At 30.4% G+C, this 19,621-nt stretch carries 18 protein-coding genes; 15 read left to right on the top strand and 3 right to left on the bottom strand.

Going from position 1 to position 19,621, the window contains the following annotated elements; genetic code table 11:
* Window positions 1-48: 48 nt before the first annotated feature.
* The 4 genes from DWW96_RS14610 to DWW96_RS04150 all read left to right on the top strand — a co-directional run bounded on the left by DWW96_RS14610 (window position 49) and on the right by DWW96_RS04150 (window position 2,080).
* On the top strand, window positions 49-168 hold the full coding sequence (locus DWW96_RS14610) for a VOC family protein (RefSeq protein WP_022089520.1): 120 nt from the start codon (window positions 49-51) through the stop codon (window positions 166-168).
* Window positions 165-245, top strand: coding sequence for a hypothetical protein (locus DWW96_RS14615; protein WP_346432176.1), 81 nt, complete (start codon window positions 165-167; stop codon window positions 243-245). The genes DWW96_RS14610 and DWW96_RS14615 overlap by 4 nt, the downstream gene beginning before the upstream one ends.
* 26 nt (window positions 246-271) lie before the next feature.
* Window positions 272-808, top strand: a complete 537-nt coding sequence (locus DWW96_RS04145) for a TIGR00730 family Rossman fold protein (protein ID WP_117909294.1) — start codon at window positions 272-274, stop codon at window positions 806-808.
* A gap of 285 nt (window positions 809-1,093) precedes the next feature.
* Complete coding sequence (locus tag DWW96_RS04150; protein WP_117909296.1) at window positions 1,094-2,080, top strand: diaminopimelate dehydrogenase; 987 nt, start codon at window positions 1,094-1,096, stop codon at window positions 2,078-2,080.
* Window positions 2,081-2,264: 184 nt separating this feature from the next.
* On the opposite strand, the gene DWW96_RS04155 is transcribed toward DWW96_RS04150, so the two are convergent.
* Window positions 2,265-3,440, bottom strand: a complete 1,176-nt coding sequence (locus DWW96_RS04155; RefSeq protein ID WP_117909298.1) for a hypothetical protein — start codon at window positions 3,438-3,440, stop codon at window positions 2,265-2,267.
* A gap of 313 nt (window positions 3,441-3,753) precedes the next feature.
* On the opposite strand from DWW96_RS04155, the gene DWW96_RS04160 reads away from it, so the two are divergent.
* The 10 genes from DWW96_RS04160 to DWW96_RS04205 all read left to right on the top strand — a co-directional run bounded on the left by DWW96_RS04160 (window position 3,754) and on the right by DWW96_RS04205 (window position 16,525).
* Complete coding sequence (locus DWW96_RS04160) at window positions 3,754-4,665, top strand: DNA glycosylase (RefSeq protein ID WP_117909300.1); 912 nt, start codon at window positions 3,754-3,756, stop codon at window positions 4,663-4,665.
* Between the two features lie 103 nt (window positions 4,666-4,768).
* Window positions 4,769-5,053 carry a co-chaperone GroES gene (groES, locus tag DWW96_RS04165; protein WP_022089525.1) on the top strand — a complete coding sequence of 95 codons (285 nt, stop codon included), beginning with the start codon at window positions 4,769-4,771 and terminating at the stop codon, window positions 5,051-5,053.
* A 48-nt stretch (window positions 5,054-5,101) separates the two neighbouring features.
* Complete coding sequence (groL, locus tag DWW96_RS04170; protein ID WP_022089526.1) at window positions 5,102-6,721, top strand: chaperonin GroEL; 1,620 nt, start codon at window positions 5,102-5,104, stop codon at window positions 6,719-6,721.
* A gap of 129 nt (window positions 6,722-6,850) precedes the next feature.
* Window positions 6,851-7,660, top strand: coding sequence for a hypothetical protein (locus DWW96_RS04175; protein WP_117909303.1), 810 nt, complete (start codon window positions 6,851-6,853; stop codon window positions 7,658-7,660).
* A 198-nt stretch (window positions 7,661-7,858) separates the two neighbouring features.
* Window positions 7,859-8,551 (top strand): response regulator transcription factor, encoded by a 693-nt coding sequence (locus DWW96_RS04180; protein WP_117909305.1) that lies wholly within the window; start codon window positions 7,859-7,861, stop codon window positions 8,549-8,551.
* 11 nt (window positions 8,552-8,562) lie between these two features.
* Complete coding sequence (locus DWW96_RS04185; protein WP_117909307.1) at window positions 8,563-10,788, top strand: HAMP domain-containing sensor histidine kinase; 2,226 nt, start codon at window positions 8,563-8,565, stop codon at window positions 10,786-10,788.
* Between the two features lie 61 nt (window positions 10,789-10,849).
* A complete protein-coding gene (gene recG, locus DWW96_RS04190; RefSeq protein WP_243003017.1) occupies window positions 10,850-12,934 on the top strand; it encodes an ATP-dependent DNA helicase RecG in 2,085 nt (694 codons plus the stop codon).
* 120 nt (window positions 12,935-13,054) lie between these two features.
* Window positions 13,055-14,080 (top strand): D-alanine--D-alanine ligase, encoded by a 1,026-nt coding sequence (locus DWW96_RS04195; protein ID WP_022089531.1) that lies wholly within the window; start codon window positions 13,055-13,057, stop codon window positions 14,078-14,080.
* Between the two features lie 105 nt (window positions 14,081-14,185).
* The gene (gene murF / locus DWW96_RS04200) at window positions 14,186-15,550 is read left to right on the top strand and encodes a UDP-N-acetylmuramoyl-tripeptide--D-alanyl-D-alanine ligase (RefSeq protein WP_117909311.1); all 1,365 of its coding nucleotides are present in this window, start codon (window positions 14,186-14,188) and stop codon (window positions 15,548-15,550) included.
* A 90-nt stretch (window positions 15,551-15,640) separates the two neighbouring features.
* Window positions 15,641-16,525 carry an aldose 1-epimerase family protein gene (locus DWW96_RS04205; protein ID WP_117909313.1) on the top strand — a complete coding sequence of 295 codons (885 nt, stop codon included), beginning with the start codon at window positions 15,641-15,643 and terminating at the stop codon, window positions 16,523-16,525.
* A 119-nt stretch (window positions 16,526-16,644) separates the two neighbouring features.
* Here DWW96_RS04205 and DWW96_RS04210 read toward each other — a convergent pair whose 3' ends face one another.
* Both DWW96_RS04210 and DWW96_RS04215 read right to left on the bottom strand, forming a co-directional pair.
* Window positions 16,645-16,845: an alpha/beta-type small acid-soluble spore protein gene (locus tag DWW96_RS04210; RefSeq protein WP_022089534.1), complete on the bottom strand. Its 201-nt coding sequence runs from the start codon at window positions 16,843-16,845 to the stop codon at window positions 16,645-16,647.
* Window positions 16,846-17,061: 216 nt separating this feature from the next.
* Window positions 17,062-18,156 carry a ribonuclease H-like domain-containing protein gene (locus DWW96_RS04215; RefSeq protein ID WP_117909315.1) on the bottom strand — a complete coding sequence of 365 codons (1,095 nt, stop codon included), beginning with the start codon at window positions 18,154-18,156 and terminating at the stop codon, window positions 17,062-17,064.
* 136 nt (window positions 18,157-18,292) lie between these two features.
* On the opposite strand from DWW96_RS04215, the gene rsxC reads away from it, so the two are divergent.
* Window positions 18,293-19,606 carry an electron transport complex subunit RsxC gene (rsxC, locus tag DWW96_RS04220; protein WP_117909317.1) on the top strand — a complete coding sequence of 438 codons (1,314 nt, stop codon included), beginning with the start codon at window positions 18,293-18,295 and terminating at the stop codon, window positions 19,604-19,606.
* Window positions 19,607-19,621 lie beyond the last annotated feature (15 nt).

Raw genomic sequence — 19,621 nt, forward strand, 5'->3', positions numbered from 1 at the left:
GAAAAATAATATAATAAAATAAGACTAATATGTATAGGAGTCGTTTTTATGAAATTAAGGAATGTTTTAATTGTTGTTAATGATATAGAAAAATCAATAATGTTATATCATGAATTATTTGGATTGGATGTAATACTAGATAATGATGGAAAATTAATAAACTTATGACAAATAGTTGGAGACAAAAAGTTATAAGATTTTATGATTTAGATGGAAACTTAATTGAAGTTGGGACAGAAGTTTAGAATTAAATTACGAAAGAGGTATTGAAATGAATATTACAGTTTATCTTGGGGCATCAGACGGAAATGATAAAACATTTAAAAGGGCAATTAAAGAATTGGGAACATGGATTGGAATAAGTGGCAACACACTTGTGTATGGTGGATCTAAAACAGGACTTATGGGAAAACTTGCAGACAGTGTATTAAATGCAGGTGGCAAAGTTATAGGAGTTGAACCACAATTTTTTATAGATGCAAAAGTTCAACATGAGGGATTAACCGAATTATTTATTACAAAAGATATGTCAGAAAGAAGAACTAAAATGATAGAATTAGGAGATGTATTTGTGACTTTTCCAGGTGGTACGGGTACTCTGGAAGAAGTGTCTGAAGTTATGTGTAAAATTTCAATGAAACAGCTTAATAATCCTTGTATTTTATATAATTTGGATGGATATTATAACAGTTTAAAAGAATTGTTAAATCATATGATTGAAAAAGAATTTTCGTCTAAACAAAGACAGGAAGGAATTTTTTTCGCAGACAATTTAGAGGATATAAAGCAAATAGTAAATAATATATAAAAAATATATAAGCCTAAGAAGTGTATTTATTTTCATTGTGAATTAAATACACTTCTTTTTTGGCAATCTAGCTTTAGTATGGAAAAAACATGCAGTATTTAGCAAGGCATCAAAAGTATTCTTGAAAAAATTAAAGAATTATAGAAAATATAATATAAAGTATTGTCAAATCTGTGGAAAAATTCTATAATTTTTTGTGGCGAAAACTTACAATATGTCAATTAAAGAAGACTAATGATTGCAAGTGCTGATTAAGTAAAATATATATTAACGAAGGAGACTGAAATGAAAACAAGAATTGGTATTTTAGGTTATGGAAACCTGGGAAAAGGTGTAGAATGTGCAGTTAAAGAAGCTAATGATATGGAATTAGTTGCTGTATTTACAAGAAGAAATCCTAAGAATGTAACTATTTTAACAGAAAATGTTCCGGTATGTCATATTGATGAAGTTGCAGACTGGAAAGATAAGATAGATGTTATGATTTTATGTGGTGGTAGTGCTACAGATCTTCCTGTACAGACTCCACAGTTTGCTTCAATGTTTAACGTAATTGATAGTTTTGATACTCATGCAAGAATACCTGAACATTTTGCTACAGTTGATAAGGCAGCAAAGGAAGCTGGAAAAATAGCAGTTATTTCAGTAGGTTGGGATCCTGGAATGTTCTCGCTTAACAGAGTTTATGCAAATGCAATTCTTCCAGATGGAAAAGATTATACATTCTGGGGAAAAGGTGTTAGTCAGGGACATTCAGATGCAATTCGTAGAATTAAAGGCGTTAAGAATGCAAAGCAGTATACAATTCCTGTAGAAAGTGCTTTAGAAAGAGTTAGATCGGGCGAAAATCCGGAACTTACAACAAGAGATAAGCATGAAAGAGAATGTTTTGTTGTATTAGAAGAAGGTGCAGATGCCGCTGCAGTTGAAAAAGAAATCAAGGAAATGCCAAATTATTTCTCAGATTACAATACAACAGTTCATTTCATTAGTGAAGAAGAATTAGAAAAGAATCATAGCGGAATGGCACATGGTGGATTTGTAATCCGTTCAGGAAAAACAGGAATGAATAAAGAACATAATCATATTATTGAATATAGCTTAAAGTTAGATTCAAATCCTGAATTTACTACAAGTGTTTTAATTGCATATGCAAGAGCTGCTAAGCGTCTTTATGATGAAGGACAGAAAGGCTGTAAGACAGTATTAGATATTGCACCTGCATATTTAAGCGAAATGAGCGGAGAAGAATTAAGAGCTCATTTATTGTAAAATATATTCGTACAAATTTCGAAATTTATTTTTTCGGTTACATTGTGAAAAATCTCTATAGACCTAGAATAGGGAGATTTTTTACGGGAAGATAACAAGAGGAGCCATTACAGTATGATACTTCTTAACTAGTCAGAATTATCATACTGTAATGGCTCCTTTATATTTTTTTATTATAAATTATTTAGATTTCATCAAGTTCATCATCTAAGAAATCAGTATCTTCAGTAGAAGTGTTAACATCACTCTTATCTGATGCTTTTTTTAAAAAAGAGAAATGTTCTTCAACAATAGCAGAATCTTTTTCGCTGTTATATTTATTGCTATTTAAAGAATCATTATTTACTTCGATATTATCAAATGTATCATCGTTTAATTCGTCATCAAGTTCATTAAATTCATCAGGTTCTGTAGCAGCCTGATTTTCTGAGGTATTATCTGAAATACTGCTTTTATTATCAAGCTCATCATCGGTAATATTAGATTCAGTATCATATTCTTCATCGTCAGTTAGACTTGATTCGGTATTATGTTCCGTAACATTTGGTACAGATTCTTCTTCAAATATGTCTGTGCCTTCTTCAGAAATATTTGTATCTTCAAATGAATCATCGTCCTGCTTTATATCATCAATGTCTTCGAAAATATGATTTTCTTCAGAAGGTATGTCATTGTTATCAAATGTTTCGTCATTAAATGAAGAAGCCTCATCTTCCTCTAATTTGACAGATGAAACAAAATCATCATTATCAGAGTAATTTTCATCAAAGTCGTTATTTAAATCGTCAGATTCATCAACAAAGTCATCATCTAAAGATTCAAAATCATCAATGTCACTATAATCTGTATCAACAAAATCATTTTCATTATTATAATTCTTTACTTTATCAATTAATTCAGATGTTTTATCTTTTGCAAAATCAACGGCATCATTGAATAAATCTTTAGCGTTGTCAATTCTGTCTTCACCAACAAAATCTGTGATTTTGTCTTTTGCATCATTTGCTTTATCTTTAGCAAAAGTAGCAGCATCAGTTACTTTTTTTACAGCAGAATCATATTTTTCTTCGCCAACAGCATCTACAATTTTTCCTTTAGCAGAATCAGCAGCTTCTAATACTTTATCAGCAGCATTATTAGCCATTGATTTAGCTTTGTTAGAATTAAATGTAATTGTTATTTTCTGAGTTCCGTTTTTGTTAGAATTTGTTTTAATATCAAAAATCTTTTCGTCATCAAAGTCTTCAAAAATATCGTCTTCAGTATATTTTTCCTCTTTGCGCTTCTTTAAATAAGATATCCCTCCAACAGCAGCGCCAATAACAGCGGCTGAACCAACTAATTTTTTAAAAAATCCCATAATACAGTCTCCTTTCGTTGCCAACATTTTAATATAATTATATAACTATTTTGGACTAAAATAAAGGAGAAATACATTAAATAATGTAAAGAAATTATGACAATTTTAATATTAATTATTAAAAAAAGAGGATATAATGTCATAAGTTATTGTGTGAGTAAAAAGTGAGTAAATATAAACTTATGTATATTACATACGCTAAAAAAATAGAATGTAATAAATTTACATAAATATCTATATTGAATGTGAATAATAAAAATGATACTCTACCTATTAGATTAGTTAAATATTCGTAAGAAAAGAGGAAAAACAAATGAAAATTACAGAGAATGGAAAAAATACTCTAATAAATGAACTTAAAGATTTTGATTTGGAACAGACATTAGAATGTGGTCAGTGTTTTAGATTTTATAAGTTAGATAAAGAAGAATATGTTATTGTTGCAAAAAATAAAATGCTTCATATAAAACAAGATGAAAATCAACTTATATTTTATAATACTTCAAAGGAAGATGTAGAAAAAATATGGACTAATTATTTTGATTTGGATAGAGATTATAATGAAATTAAAGAATATTTGTTGAAGAAGGATAATAAATTAGAAAGTGCAATTAAAGAAAAATATGGTGTTAGAATTTTAAATCAGGATTTCCATGAAGTTCTAATATCTTTCATTATTTCACAAAACAAACAAATACCTCAAATCAAGCAGATTGTAAAAAGAATAAGTGAACAATATGGTGAATATCTTGGTGATGTAAATGGTGAAAAATACTATAGTTTCCCAAATCCTGAAAAGTTAGGAGAAATAACAGAAGAAGCATTTAGGGAAATGAAGTCCGGATTTAGGGCACCTTATTTATATGATGCATCACAAAAGCTTGCTTCAGGTGAAATAAATGAAGAATTATTTGCAAATCTAAATGAAGAAGATGGAAGAGAATTATTAAAGTCAATAAAGGGAGTGGGAGATAAAGTTGCAAACTGTGTTTTGCTATTTGGACTTGGATATAGAAATGCATTTCCTATTGATGTTTGGATTAAACGTATAATGGAAGCCATTTATTTTGGAAAAGAGACAAGTAAAGAGGAAATACAAAAATTCGCATCTAATCATTATGGTGAGTATGGAGGCTATGCACAGCAGTATTTATTCTGCTTTGGAAGAGATGCTAAAATTGGAACGAAAACAGATAAAAAGAAGAAAAGTGACAATAAAAAATAAAAATAAGGGGTTGCATATTTGAAATAATTGATATATTATTAGGTTATTGGGTTAGCACTCAAAAAGAAAGAGTGCTAACAAGCTGAAAAGGAGGTAGTTTTAAATGAAATTAGTACCATTAGGAGACAGAGTAGTATTGAAACAGGCTGAACCTGAAGAAAAGACACAGTCAGGAATTATTTTGACAACACAGTCACAGGAAAAACCACAACAGGCAGAAGTAATTGCTGTAGGTCCCGGTGGAGTTGTAGACGGTAAAGAAGTAACAATGCAGGTTAAAGCCGGAGATAAAGTAATATATTCAAAATATGCAGGAAATGAAGTTAAATTAGATGGCGAGGAATATATTATAGTTAGACAGAACGATATTTTAGCTGTAGTTGAATAGTTTTAATATCATACTTATAAATTGGAAATTTGAATGGAGGTTATAAAAATGGCTAAAGAAATTAAATTTGGAGCAGATGCCAGAGTTGCGTTAGAAGCTGGAGTAAATCAGTTGGCAAATACAGTAAAAGTAACACTTGGACCTAAAGGAAGAAATGTTGTTTTAGATAAATCATATGGTGCACCACTTATTACTAATGATGGTGTAACAATTGCTAAAGAAGTTGAATTAGAAGATGCATTTGAAAATATGGGTGCACAGTTGGTTAGAGAAGTAGCTACTAAGACAAATGATGTTGCAGGTGATGGAACAACAACAGCTACAGTTTTAGCACAGGCTATGATTAATGCAGGAATGAAAAATTTAGCTGCAGGTGCTAACCCAATTATTTTAAGAAAGGGTATGCAGAAAGCTACAGATGAAGCTGTTAAGGCAATTTCAGAAATGAGTAGTAAGGTTACAGGTAAGGAACAGATTGCTAAAGTAGCTGCAATTTCAGCTGGAGATGAAGAAGTCGGAGAAATGGTTGCAGATGCAATGGAAAAAGTTTCTAACGATGGTGTAATCACAATTGAAGAATCAAAGACAATGAAAACTGAGCTTGACCTTGTTGAAGGTATGCAGTTTGACAGAGGATATATTTCAGCATATATGGCAACAGATATGGAAAAGATGGAAGCAAACCTTGATAATCCATATATTTTAATAACAGATAAGAAAATATCAAATATTCAGGAGATTCTTCCAATTCTTGAACAGATTGTACAGAGCGGTTCAAAACTTTTAATTATTGCTGAAGATGTAGAGGGCGAAGCTCTTACAACATTAATTGTTAATAAACTTCGTGGAACATTTAATGTTGTTGCTGTTAAGGCTCCTGGATACGGTGACAGAAGAAAAGAAATGTTAAAAGATATTGCAATTCTTACAGGTGGTCAGGTTATTTCAGAAGAATTAGGCTTATCACTTGCTGAAACTAAGATTGAAGACCTTGGTCGTGCTAAATCAGTTAAGGTTCAGAAAGAAAATACAATTATCGTTGATGGCGAAGGAAATTCTGAAGAAATTCAGGGAAGAATCGCTCAGATTAAAGCTCAGCTTGCTGAAACAACATCTGATTTTGATAAAGAAAAATTACAGGAAAGACTTGCTAAGATGGCAGGTGGAGTTGCAGTTATCAGAGTTGGTGCTGCTACAGAACCTGAAATGCAGGAAAAGAAACTTCGTATGGAAGATGCTTTAAATGCTACAAGAGCTGCTGTAGAAGAAGGAATTATTTCAGGTGGTGGTTCTGCATATATTCATGCATCAAAGAAAGTTGCTAAATTAGTTGATACATTAGAAGGCGATGAAAAGACAGGCGGACAGATTATTCTTAAAGCTCTTGAAGCACCATTATTTACAATTGCACAGAATGCCGGACTTGAAGGTTCAGTTATCGTAAATAAAGTACGCGAATCAGAACCTGGAAACGGATTTGATGCATATAATGAAAAATATGTACAGATGGTTGATGCCGGAATCCTTGACCCTGCAAAGGTTACAAGAAGTGCATTACAGAATGCAACAAGTGTTGCTAGCACATTATTAACAACAGAATCGGTTGTTGCAAATATAAAGGAAGATGCACCGGCTATGCCTGCAAATCCGGGAATGGGAATGATGTAGGCATCAAAGTGGGGAGATTTTAACCCTACATTAATTTAATAAAATTATATATAAATATATTTTAAAGAAGTGCTGACAGACATATAAATGTTTTGTCGGCACTTTTTTGATAAAAAGATATTACAATTTTTGACCGCAATATTAAAATATGTTATCATATTTAAATGCTTAAAAATTTATGAAAAGGGTTTAGAAATAAAAACAATAAGAAATTATGGAGGAAAAACAAAATCATCTTCATATTTAAATAATGCAATCAGTGTTCCTGATAAGCCTGAAGTTTCAATTACTAATGCATGTTCAGTTGTGCTAAGTGGTAAGGGTGGAATTGATAATGTTGTAAATAATGCAGGTGCTTATGCTTTATTCTCAGGAGATATAAGCAGAGTTATGTCTTATTGCAATGGTAATGCAGTTGCTGAACCAAGATTACAGAAATTCATTACTATGACAACAGTAAACGGTGTGCCAAAAAAGAAAGTGTATACAGGTAAAAATATTACATTTAAAAATATTGAAATCACATATAGAGATGTAACTTTAAGAGAAGGCATTGATTATACAATAACATATAAAAATAACAAAAAAATCGGTAAAGCCACAGTTAAAATTAATGGAATAGGTATTTACAAGGGAATACAGAAGGTTACATTTAATATTGTTCCTGCAAAAGCAAATATTAAGGCAAAAGGCTTGAAGAACAAAATTAATGTAAAATTATCTAAGGCTAAAGGTACATCAGGTTTTGAAATAGTATATTCTTTAAAGAAAAATTTCAAGAAAAAACATGTAGTAATATGTAAGAAAAATAAATATACAATCAAGAAACTTGCAGGCAAAAAGACATATTATGTAAAAGCCAGAGCTTTTAAGAAGAATAATAAAAAGAAAATTTATGGCAGTTTTAGCAAGACTATAAAGGTAAAAGTAAAAGCGTAGAAGTAAACTGATTATAAAGGTAAAAGTAAAAGCGTAGAAGTAAACCGATTATAAAGGTAAAAAGAAAAGTGCAGAAGTAAACAAAACTAGAACTTAGAATTTAATCATAATTAAATCTTAAGAAATTGAGTGACGGAATTTAAAAATCATTGGATATTCTATAATCAAATAGAATGTGTTTTAGAAAAGGAGCAGAAAATGTACAACATATTAGTATGTGATGATGACAAAGAAATCGTAGAAGCGATTGATATTTATTTATCAAAAGAAGGTTATAATGTAATTAAGGCTTACGATGGATTAGAAGCAATTGAAAAATTGAAGTCAAACGAGGTACAGCTTCTATTAATTGATGTAATGATGCCTAAGCTTGATGGATTAAGAGCTACTTTAAAAATCAGAGAAAACAGTAGTATACCTATTATTATTTTATCGGCTAAATCAGAAGATTCAGATAAAGTAGTAGGACTTGATGTGGGAGCGGATGATTATATTACAAAGCCGTTTAATCCATTAGAACTTGTTGCCAGAGTCAAATCACAGATACGTAGATATACACAATTTGGAAATATAGCCGAAAAGAAAAGCAATACATATGTTGTTGGAGGCCTTGAGATTGACGACGACAGAAAAATGGTTACGGTTGATGGTGAACCTGTAAAAGTAACACCATATGAATATAACATTTTGCTTCTGCTTATCAAGAATCCGGGAAGGGTTTATACAATTGAGCAGATATATGAAAGTGTTTGGAATGAACCTGCAATTTCTGCTGACAACACTGTAGCTGTTCACATAAGACACATTCGAGAAAAGATAGAGATTAATCCAAAAGAACCAAGATATTTAAAAGTAGTTTGGGGTTTAGGATATAAAATCGAAAAAATGTAGGAGTGTACCTTATGAAAAAATGGAAAACAATTTTTAATGTTTTAATTGCCATAGGAATTGTGGGAATATGTTATTCTTCTATGTACTTCGAGTTTAACGATAAAACTATAATGTCCAGAAATGAGGCAATGAGAAATTACAATAATATTGTTGAATCATCATTTTCAGCATTGTTATCAGATGTTGGAAATATTGCAACATATTATGATAAATATGGTAAAGATGAAAATGCGGTATTGCCTAACTCCAGTTATACTATAAAGCAATTGATTGAAATGTATGATAAACAGGATATTTCATCAGAGTATAATATGGGTGAATATTATGGAAATAGTGATTATTATGATAATGGCAGATATGAAGACGACAATAATGCATATAGTGATTATTTAGAGTATTCAAGTGATTATAATTTACAGGATTTTATGGATAGAAATCCTGAATATAGTTCAACTGAAAGTAAAGCAATTTTTAATTTCTTTTGTGATTATTCACTGTATAAATATTCGAGTAAGTATATGAATAATATAGATTCAAATGTATCGTACAAGATTTCGTATACCGATGTAGATGGGCAGCATATAGAATATAATACACAGGATGCCGAGAAGATTCTTACATCAAATGAATATAAAGAATATTTTTTGTATGACCAGTTGAACGATATAAAAATCTGTACTTTAGATAAACAGTTTTTTACAGCTGAAATATTTAACAGCAAGTGTAAAACATTTACAGATTACAATGATTTATATGTTTTAATGGCTGTTAATACAACATACCCATATGATACTAATTTAAGTTATTATGTAAAAGATGTAGTTACTTCAAAAAAGGAAATTTTAAAATACAACATAATGATTGTTATTCTTGGACTTAGTTGTGTTATTGCAGGTATAGCAGGTATTGGACTTGCTATTACAACAGGCAAGAATAAATGGAAGGAACCGGCATATTTATATACTATTGATTATTCATGGTGGGATTTAGTTGCAGTATCAGGTTTTGTTGTGGCCTTAATTATTAATGCAGCATCCAGAGGTTTTTATACTGATGAAATTGATAATGTAATTAATCAAAACATTCTTAAAATAGTTTTATCAGCAATAATTTTTGTATGCTCAGAAATTATCGTTCAATTTGTAATGAGTATTATACGTAGATTAAAAGCAAAATCCCTCATTAGAACAAGTCTGCTTTATATTGTATTTAAGAAAAGCGAAGCGTTGTGGACTAATTTAAAAACAACGGTTAAAGTTATTATTTTTATGATAGCGATTATTGCAGTCGCTTTAATAGACTGTGCAATTTATAGTATATTTTATTCATTTGGTTTATTAGTTTTAGCAATAGCAATAGAAACAATAACTTTAGCGGCTATATTGTGGAAGTTTTTGGTTGAATATGAATTTATAAATGAAGAAACAGATAAGATTGCAAGCGGAGATACAAAAAGAACGATAAACGAAAAGCTTTTTTTTGGAATTAACCGTAGAATGGCACATAGTGTAAATAGTATTGGAATGGGAATTGATAAGGCAGTTGATCAGAATGTTAAGAATGAACGTATGAAAACAGACCTGATAACTAATGTATCACATGACATTAAAACACCTCTTACATCAATTATTAACTATGTTCATTTGTTAGATCAGGAAGAACTCGAAAATGAAAAGGCACAAGGATATGTAAAGATTTTGGAAGAAAAATCAAATCGTTTGAAGATACTTGTAGATGATTTAGTTGAAGCATCTAAGTTAAGCTCCGGAACAATTAAACTGACAAAAACAAAGATTAATCTTACGGAACTTATCAGACAAAGTTTAGGTGAATATGAAGAAAAATTTGAAGATAAGAAACTAAATATTGTTACAAATTTTCCAGAAGATGAAGTTTATATTTTTGCTGATGGAAGAAAAATGTGGAGATTATTAGAAAATCTTTATGGAAATATTTACAAATATGCTTTGGCTAATACAAGAGTATATATTGATGCGAATATTGTTGGCTCAAAAGTAAGAGTTGAAGTTAAAAATATTTCTGAGAGTCAGTTGAACTTTAACAGTGATCAGTTAACGGAAAGATTTATTAGAGGTGATGTTTCAAGAAGTACTGAAGGTAGTGGATTAGGATTATCTATAGCACAAAGTATAGTTGAAAATCACGGTGGAACATTTGATATTATTTTGGATGGAGATTTATTTAAAGTAATATTTGTAATGGATTTAATTAAATAAAAAGTTTTTTCCTAATAAGAAATGTGATAAAATAAGTTTATATGTTATCATAGATATAGTTATGATGAGAAATGATTTAACAAAGCAGATTTGGAGCAATCATATGAATATAAATGAATTGAAGGGCATTGGAGAAAAAACAGAAAAAGTATTTAATAAAGCAGGCATTCATACAACGGATGACCTGCTTAAATACTATCCAAGGAATTATGATATATATGAAATGCCGTTGTGGATACGTGATTTAAAATGCAATCAAATTTGTGCAGTAAAAGCAATAGTTTACAAACAAATTGAAATCAGACGTGTTCGTAATTTACAAATTGTAACAGCGTATTTACAGGATGATACTAAAAATGTTATTCGGACAACGTGGTTTAATGCGGCATATCTTAAGAACACATTAAAACCAGGATCAAGTTTTGTATTTAGAGGTATGGTTAAGGAAAATAGAGGAGCGTTTGTTTTAGAACAGCCAAAAATTTATAAGATAAATGAATATAAAGAATTGTTAGATAAAATGCAACCTATTTATCCTCTAGTTTCGGGCTTAACTGAAAAAATGGTTACAAAAGCGGTTGTGCAGGCTATTAAAGTTGAATTGCCGGTTAAAGAATATATGCCAGATGCGGTACTTAAAGAGAGAGGTCTGCTTGATATAAACAAAGCATATATACAGATTCATTTTCCTAAAAATAAAATGGAGTTAAAGCAGGCAAAAGACAGAATAATTTTTAATGAATTTTTTGATTTTACATATTCACTTAGAAAATTTAAAGATAGTGATAAAGATAATGAAAATAGGTTTGTTATAAATAATTCAGAAGTAATTTCAACGATAATAAATGATTTGCCATATAAACTGACAAATGCACAGCTTAGAACATGGAATGAAATTGAAAAAGATATGTCCGGTTCTAAAGTAATGAATAGACTGATACAAGGAGATGTAGGTTCGGGAAAAACGATAGTTGCAACATTGGCTCTTATAAGTGCAGCATTAAGTGGATATCAGGGAGCAATAATGGTACCGACTGAAGTTCTTGCAAGACAACATTTGGAAAGCATTAATGAATTAATTGCAGAAAATGAACTAAATATAAATACTGTTTTACTTACAGGTTCAATGAAGGCAAAAGAAAAAAGAGAAGCATATGCAAAGATAGAAAGTGGAGAAGTGTCAATTATTATTGGAACACATGCATTGATTCAGGATTCAGTAAATTATAAAAAATTAGCATTAGTAATAACTGATGAACAGCATAGATTTGGAGTAAGACAGAGAGAATCTATTGCAAATAAAGGTTCAATGCCACACATAATTGTAATGAGTGCAACTCCGATTCCAAGAACTCTTGCAATTATTATGTATGGAGATTTGGATATATCAATAATTGATGAATTACCGGCGAACAGATTACCAATCAAAAACTGCGTTGTTGGTACAAATTACAGACCGAATGCTTATAAGTTTATAGAACAACAGGTAGTACAAGGCAGACAGGCATATATAATTTGCCCGACTGTTGAATTTAGCGAAGCTATTGAAGGTGAAAATGTAATTGACTATTGCAATACATTAAAAAACATATTTCCACCATATATAAACATAGAATATTTACATGGAAAAATGAAGCCTGCAATGAAGAATGAGATAATGGATAGATTTGCTAAAAATGAAATACAGATATTAGTATCAACTACGGTGGTTGAAGTTGGAGTAAATGTCCCTAATGCTACAGTTATGATGATTGAAAATGCAGAAAGATTTGGACTTGCAGGGCTGCACCAACTTAGAGGACGAGTAGGAAGAGGAAAATATCAGTCGTATTGCATTTTTATTAATGCCTCAGAAACAAAGAAAGCTTCTGAGAGACTTGAAATACTTAATCATTCAAATAATGGATTTGAAATAGCCAACGAAGACCTTAAATTACGAGGCCCGGGAGATTTCTTCGGTGTAAGACAAAGTGGTGATATGGAGTTTAAACTAGGTGATATTTACAGTGATGCAAGCATTTTAAAAACTGCAGCTGATATGGTAAATAGAATTGAAGATGGCGAAATTGAAGTGTCAGATGTAGAAAAACAAAGGCTTGATGAATATATAGACAAATATATATATTCAAGTGGCTTGAATATTTAAATTACTATGGTATAGTTAAATGTTGAATGGCATTTAAGTAATTATGTATTATGTTATTTATTAAAATAAAGGAAAATATCGGCAGTAATTTGTGCATATAAATAAATTGGAGGTAACACAATGAATATTGTAGTTTTATGCGGTGGAACAAGTACAGAAAGAGAAGTATCATTGAATTCAGGTTCAATGGTGTGTGATGCTTTAAGAAGTATTGGACATAATGCTGTGCTTTTAGACGTATTTTTTGGAAATGAAAATAAAAATCTTTTAGATGTAAGTGATTTTGATGTACAGGCTGAAAAGGAAAAATTACAGAAATTATCAAAAGATGTTGATAAAGTAAAGAAAGAAAGAAAAGGCTTCTTTGGTGAAAATGTATTTGAAATATGCCAGCAGGCAGATATTGTATTTATGGCTCTTCATGGTGCAAATGGAGAAGATGGAAAATGTCAGGCTGCATTTGATCTGCAGGGAATAAAGTATACAGGAGACGGAAGTGTTGCAAGTGCATTAGCCATGGATAAAAGTATTACAAAGCAGATATTTATGGCTCAGAATGTATCTACTCCAAAAGGAATATGGATAAAAAAAGGTGAAAGTACAAATTTAAGTGATTATGGAATGAAGATTCCGGTTGTAGTTAAAGCAAGCAATGGCGGCTCTAGTGTAGGAGTAGTTATTGTAAAAGATGAAAAAGATTATGATGCAGCTTTAAAAGAGTGCTTTGCATTAGAAGATACAATTGTAATTGAAGAATTTGTTGAAGGAAGAGAATTTTCTGTAGGTGTTGTTGATGGAAAGGCTTTACCGATAGTTGAAATTATTCCAAAAACAGGATGGTATGATTACAAGAATAAATATCTTCCGGGTGCAACAGAAGATGTATGTCCGGCACAAATTAATGAAGAACTTACAAAGAAAATGCAGAAATTGGCAGAGGAAGCATGTAAAGCACTTGGAATAGTAACTTATTCGAGAGCAGATGTTTTGATGAAAAAAGATGGCTCAATGTATTGTATAGAAGTAAATACTTTACCGGGAATGACAGTTACAAGTCTTGTGCCACAGGAAGCAAGAGCAATGGGAATGGAATTTCCACAGCTTTGTGAACATTTGATTAATGTTTCAATGAAAAAATATAAGTAAAAATTAAGGAGAAAGTTGAGTTAATATTGCTATTTGAAATAAATTCGATAAATAATACAGTATAATAAACGTATATATTTAATATTAAATCAACAGGAAATATTGATGAAAAATATGACAATTGAAAACATTACAAAGGCATGTAATGGTAAGTTTTATGGAGATAAATCATTATTAGACAAAGAAATAACAGGTGTTGAAAAAGATAGCAGACTAATAGAAGAAGGATATTTATATATACCTTTTGTTGGTAATGTTGTGGACGGACATAAATTTATTCCACAGGTTTTTGAAAAAGGTGCGCTTGTAACATTGTCAGAAAAGATTCTGGAAACAGAAGAATATCCTTATATTAAGGTAGAGTCTACAGCGTTAGCATTAAAAGAAATTGCGACATTTTACAGAGAACAACTTGACTGTAAAATAATTGGAATAACAGGAAGTGTTGGAAAGACAAGCACAAAGGAAATAATAGCGTCTGTTTTAGAACAGAAATTTGATGTTTTAAAAACACAAGGTAATTACAACAATGAAATCGGAATGCCTTTAACAATACTTAAAATAAGAGAAAATCATGATATCGCTGTTATTGAAATGGGAATTAGTGATTTTGAGGAAATGCACAGATTGTCTGCAATTTCAAAACCGGATGCGTGTGTTATAACAAATATTGGTACATGTCACTTGGAAAATTTAGGAGATAGAGATGGTGTATTTAAGGCAAAAACAGAAATTTTTGATAACCTTAAGGAAAATGCATATGTAGTTTTAAATGGTGATGATGACAAGTTGTCACAAATAAAAGATGTAAGAGGAGTTAAGCCTGTTTTCTTCGGAATAGAAACAGATAGAGATGTTTGTGCAGTTAAATATCAGTCATTAGGAATTGAAGGAACAAAAGTTACAATAAGATATTTTGACGAAGAGTTTGAAACAATAATACCAATTCCTGGTCATCATATGATTTACAATGCGATGGCTGCTTCATGTTTTGGAAAACATTTTGGGATGACAACAGAAGAAATAGATAAGGGTATTAGAAGTCTTAAGGCTATAAGTGGAAGAAATAATATTTTCCATACAGATAAATTTGTTGTTATTGATGATTGTTATAATGCTAATCCTATGTCCATGAAAGCTTCTTTAAGCGTATTGAATGAAGCAAATACCAGAAAAGTAGCAATTCTTGGAAATATGTATGAATTAGGAGAAAATGAAAAACAACTTCATAGAGAAGTTGGAATGCATGCTGCAAATCTTGGCATTGATGTTGTTATATGCATAGGTGAATTAGCAAAAAATATTGCAGATGCTGCAAAGGAAAATAATAAAAATATTAAAGTGTTTTATTTTGAAACAAAAGAAGAATTTGAAAACAAAATGGATGACATATTAAAAGAAAATGACTCTATTTTAGTAAAAGCTTCAAACAGCATGAAATTTAAAACAATAGTTGAAAAATTGTCATAACAGTTTATCTTTAGCAGATTGACAGATTTAGAAAATATGTATTATCGAAGCTTTACATAAAATAATTTATAATTGAAAGGTAAAAAACATATGGAAAAATTTGTTTTAGAAAATGAAGAATTGTACGTGGAAATTAATTCTTTTGGTGCTGAATTATCAAGAATTAAAAACAAGAAAAATGACAAAGAATATTTATGGAATGCAGATGAAAAATATTGGAAAAGACATTCACCTGTTTTATTTCCTTTTGTTGGAAGCTTAAAAGACAAGAAATATAAGTATGATGGAAAAGAATATTTTATGGGACAGCATGGGTTCGCAAGAGATATGGAATTCAAACTTATAACTAGTAAGTCAGATGAAATATGGTTTGTCTTAAATGCATCTGATGAAACAATTGCAAAATATCCTTTTATTTTTTCTTTAGAAATTGGGTATAAATTAGAGAAAAATAATATTAAGGTAATGTGGAAAGTTAAAAACAATGATACAAAGGAAATGTACTTTTCAATTGGAGCACATCCGGCTTTTTATTGTCCTATTAATGATGGTGAAGAACAAAGTCAGTGTTATATTAAAACGGATTGCAAAAATGAATTTACATATTTCAAAATTGCCGAAGGTGGTGTAAAGGATACAAGTGCAACATATAAAATAACTGTTGATAATAAAGGAATATTTAATATAACAAAAAATATGTTTGACGATGACGCTTTAATTGTAGAGGATAATCAGATTCATAGTCTTTCATTATTAGATTCAAATAAAAATGAATATGTAAAAGTTGAATTTGATATGCCACTTTGTGGTATTTGGTCTCCTGCAAAGAAAAATGCTCCATTTATCTGTTTAGAACCATGGTGCGGTAGATGTGACTCTAAGGATTTTGATGGAGAATTACAGGATAGAGAATACGGAAACAAATTAAAACCATCAGAAGAATTTGAAAATGGATATTCAATAACAATTTATTAAATTATTTTGCAAAAAAGTTCCATAATAATATTGTAAAGTTATCATTTTGATGCATATTATATTAAAAAAAGAGCTGCCTTTCGGCAGCTCTCGTTTTTCATACTCTAAAGAGAAATGTCTTATTTACCTGACATCTGTTTTTCCTGAGCTTCGATCATTTTCTTAACCATCTGACCACCAACACTTCCGGCCTGAGCTGAAGTTAAGTTTCCGTTGTAACCATCTGATAAAGTTACTCCTACTTCGTTTGCACATTCCATTTTAAATCTGTTCATAGCAGCCTTTGCTTCAGGAACATTAACATTGTTTGTGTTACTCATAATTTCATACCTCCGAATTTAACATTACTTCCGGTTTTATAAACCTTCAGTATATTGTGTAACTTAAACCATCAACTGAAGGTTTATGTTACACTACTATTATGTGGAGATAGATAGATAATAAACTGGTAAGTTGAACCTGAATTTACAAATTTTTCTTAATATTAAATTAGCTAAATATTATTGTGTTAAATGATTAATAACAGTTTATGGCCCTTAATACAAATAATCCAGTATGCAGTTGACATATTTTAATACACAATCTTCATCTTTTATGCTCTCTAATTGAATAAAACCATTCTTTTCGCCGTAGTTTTCAATGAAGATCTGGTTAAAATCTGGGCTTTTGACTGAAAATATCGGTAAAAAGTTATCAGTTACTTTTGTAAAGCAGTTAGAGGCGGTTGCCTGAATTCGGTGATTTTTATCAACATATGTTGCCACATCTTTATGTATTGTGATATCTTCTTCAGGAAGATAATAATAGTCTTTATAATTCTTAAAAAAGTATTTAAGTAAAAGATGTGGACTAATAATGGTAATCTGTGCATTATTTCCATTTAGCTTAAAATAAATGTAGTCAGTTTTTTTAGTAACCGTAAATGGAGCATATACATCTAAGTCTAAATTTATATATAATTCTTTACCGATGATTCCATCTATTGATTTATAATTACGTATTTCATAACTGTTTAGTGTGTAATTTCCTTCAAAAAAATCATTTAATGAAAGAAGAGAAGTGAGTGTGCCCATGTACCATACATCTTCTTTATTGTGTAATAATAGTGGAAACACTAACATTTCATCATGTGTACGCATAAATTCTTTATAGACTTCAATTAAATCACCGCCTGAAAAAGGATCATTACGTTTTATTCCAAGAAAATCTTCGTATGTTTTTTGCTTGTTGTTTTCTAATTTAAGTAAATCAGAATATTTTTTTACTGTTTTATAAATGTCGATGCTTTCAAATGAATTAAAATCAAAATTTATATTATATTTTTCGCCACGCTCCTTTAAAAATGGCATATCAAAAGTATTTCCATTAAAATGGATTATTATTTTATAATTTTGAATAAATTTATGAAAAGCCATCAAAACATTTGCTTCGTCATTTGCATTTTCAGCAACCCATTGTGTATAAATTGGTTCACCGTTAACAAAATACATACATCCTATCATATAAACCATACAATATTTTCGGGAAAAACCTGTTGTTTCAATGTCAAAATAAATCATATGGTCAACATTTCCTAATCTTTCTAATGGGTATTCAATTTTATTTTCAACTTTATCTTTTATAACAATCATAAACGTATGATAACATATAAAAACATAAGGGTCAAAAGTCTAAAAATTGAAGAATACTTCGTTGTAAAAAAGCATAAAAAGTATTATTATAAAGAGTGGCAAGTTAGTTGTACAAAAATGAAAGAGAGGAAGTTAGATGTCTATTTTAACATTTAAGGGTGGAGTTCATCCATATGATGGAAAAGAACTATCGAAAGATATTCCGACCAGACAAATTTACCCTGATGGTGAAGTAGTGATACCTGTAGCTCAGCATATTGGTGCACCTGCTAAACCAATTGTAAATGTAGGAGACAGAGTCCTTGTTGGTCAAAAGATTGCTGAAGCTAATGGATTTGTTTCAGCTAATATTCATTCATCGGTATCGGGAACAGTAAAAAAGATTGAACAAAGATTAGTTCCTAATGGAAGTAAAGTTTTATCTGTTGTTATTGAAAATGATGAACAGTATGAGAAGTTTGAATACGAAAAACCGGATGATAATTTATCCAGAGAAGAGAAAATTGAATTAATAAAAGATTGTGGCGTTGTAGGTTTAGGCGGCGCATGTTTTCCAACTCATGTAAAATTATCACCAAAAGAAATTGATAAAATTGATTATGTAATAGTAAATGCGGCAGAATGTGAGCCATACATTACAGCTGATTACAGAAGGTTAAAAGAACAGCCTAAAGAGGTAATAGAAGGTCTTAAAATTGTATTATCACTTTTTGAAAATGCACAAGGTGTTATTGCTGTTGAAAATAACAAAAAAGATGTAATTGAAGAGTTAAGCAAACTTACGGAAAATGAACCAAAAATCTCAGTGGCTGAATTAAAAACAAAATATCCACAGGGTTCAGAAAGACATATTATTTATGCTGTAACTAAAAGAAAGATTAATTCAAAAATGCTTCCTGCTGATGCCGGATGTATAGTTGATAATGTAGATACTATTTATAATATTTATAATGCAGTTAAATTTCATAAACCATTAACTGAAAGAATAGTTACTGTATCAGGAGATGGTATTAATACACCATCTAACTTTGTAGTTCCAATTGGAACAAGTCATGCAAAATTAGTAAAAGAAGCTGGCGAGTTAAAAGATGGAGTTGTAAAACTTATTTCAGGTGGACCTATGATGGGGCAGGCAATGTTTAGTTTAGATGTACCTGTAATAAAAGGTTCTTCAGCACTTTTAGCATTTCTTCATGATGATGTTGCTGATGCAACAATGACAAATTGTCTTAACTGTGGGAAATGTGCAAGTGTCTGTCCTGAAAATCTTATATGTGCTAAATTGGCACAGGCTGCAGCGGCGGATGACATGGATACATTTTTAAAATATCATGGAATGGAATGTATAGAATGTGGAACATGTAATTATATTTGTCCTGCAAACAGAAATATTACACAGTCTGTAAGAACTATGAAGAGAAAAGTTATTGCAGCAAGAAAGAAAGGGTAAGAGTGAACTAAAAAT

The organism is Eubacterium sp. AF17-7 (assembly GCF_003461285.1).
In the GTDB taxonomy this organism is placed as follows: domain Bacteria; phylum Bacillota; class Clostridia; order Lachnospirales; family Lachnospiraceae; genus Eubacterium_U; species Eubacterium_U album.

What these genes read in the sequence shown, in the direction of transcription:
- groL (WP_022089526.1), top strand. Translation starts at nt 5,102, where the DNA reads ATGGCTAAAGAAATTAAATTTGGAGCAGATGCCAGAGTTGCGTTAGAA.
- DWW96_RS04155 (WP_117909298.1), bottom strand. Translation starts at nt 3,440, where the DNA reads ATGGGATTTTTTAAAAAATTAGTTGGTTCAGCCGCTGTTATTGGCGCT.
- groES (WP_022089525.1), top strand. Translation starts at nt 4,769, where the DNA reads ATGAAATTAGTACCATTAGGAGACAGAGTAGTATTGAAACAGGCTGAA.
- DWW96_RS04160 (WP_117909300.1), top strand. Translation starts at nt 3,754, where the DNA reads ATGAAAATTACAGAGAATGGAAAAAATACTCTAATAAATGAACTTAAA.
- DWW96_RS04180 (WP_117909305.1), top strand. Translation starts at nt 7,859, where the DNA reads ATGTACAACATATTAGTATGTGATGATGACAAAGAAATCGTAGAAGCG.
- DWW96_RS04145 (WP_117909294.1), top strand. Translation starts at nt 272, where the DNA reads ATGAATATTACAGTTTATCTTGGGGCATCAGACGGAAATGATAAAACA.
- DWW96_RS14610 (WP_022089520.1), top strand. Translation starts at nt 49, where the DNA reads ATGAAATTAAGGAATGTTTTAATTGTTGTTAATGATATAGAAAAATCA.
- DWW96_RS04205 (WP_117909313.1), top strand. Translation starts at nt 15,641, where the DNA reads ATGGAAAAATTTGTTTTAGAAAATGAAGAATTGTACGTGGAAATTAAT.
- recG (WP_243003017.1), top strand. Translation starts at nt 10,850, where the DNA reads ATGATGAGAAATGATTTAACAAAGCAGATTTGGAGCAATCATATGAAT.
- DWW96_RS04150 (WP_117909296.1), top strand. Translation starts at nt 1,094, where the DNA reads ATGAAAACAAGAATTGGTATTTTAGGTTATGGAAACCTGGGAAAAGGT.
- DWW96_RS14615 (WP_346432176.1), top strand. Translation starts at nt 165, where the DNA reads ATGACAAATAGTTGGAGACAAAAAGTTATAAGATTTTATGATTTAGAT.
- rsxC (WP_117909317.1), top strand. Translation starts at nt 18,293, where the DNA reads ATGTCTATTTTAACATTTAAGGGTGGAGTTCATCCATATGATGGAAAA.
- DWW96_RS04195 (WP_022089531.1), top strand. Translation starts at nt 13,055, where the DNA reads ATGAATATTGTAGTTTTATGCGGTGGAACAAGTACAGAAAGAGAAGTA.
- DWW96_RS04215 (WP_117909315.1), bottom strand. Translation starts at nt 18,156, where the DNA reads ATGATTGTTATAAAAGATAAAGTTGAAAATAAAATTGAATACCCATTA.
- DWW96_RS04185 (WP_117909307.1), top strand. Translation starts at nt 8,563, where the DNA reads ATGAAAAAATGGAAAACAATTTTTAATGTTTTAATTGCCATAGGAATT.
- DWW96_RS04210 (WP_022089534.1), bottom strand. Translation starts at nt 16,845, where the DNA reads ATGAGTAACACAAACAATGTTAATGTTCCTGAAGCAAAGGCTGCTATG.
- murF (WP_117909311.1), top strand. Translation starts at nt 14,186, where the DNA reads ATGAAAAATATGACAATTGAAAACATTACAAAGGCATGTAATGGTAAG.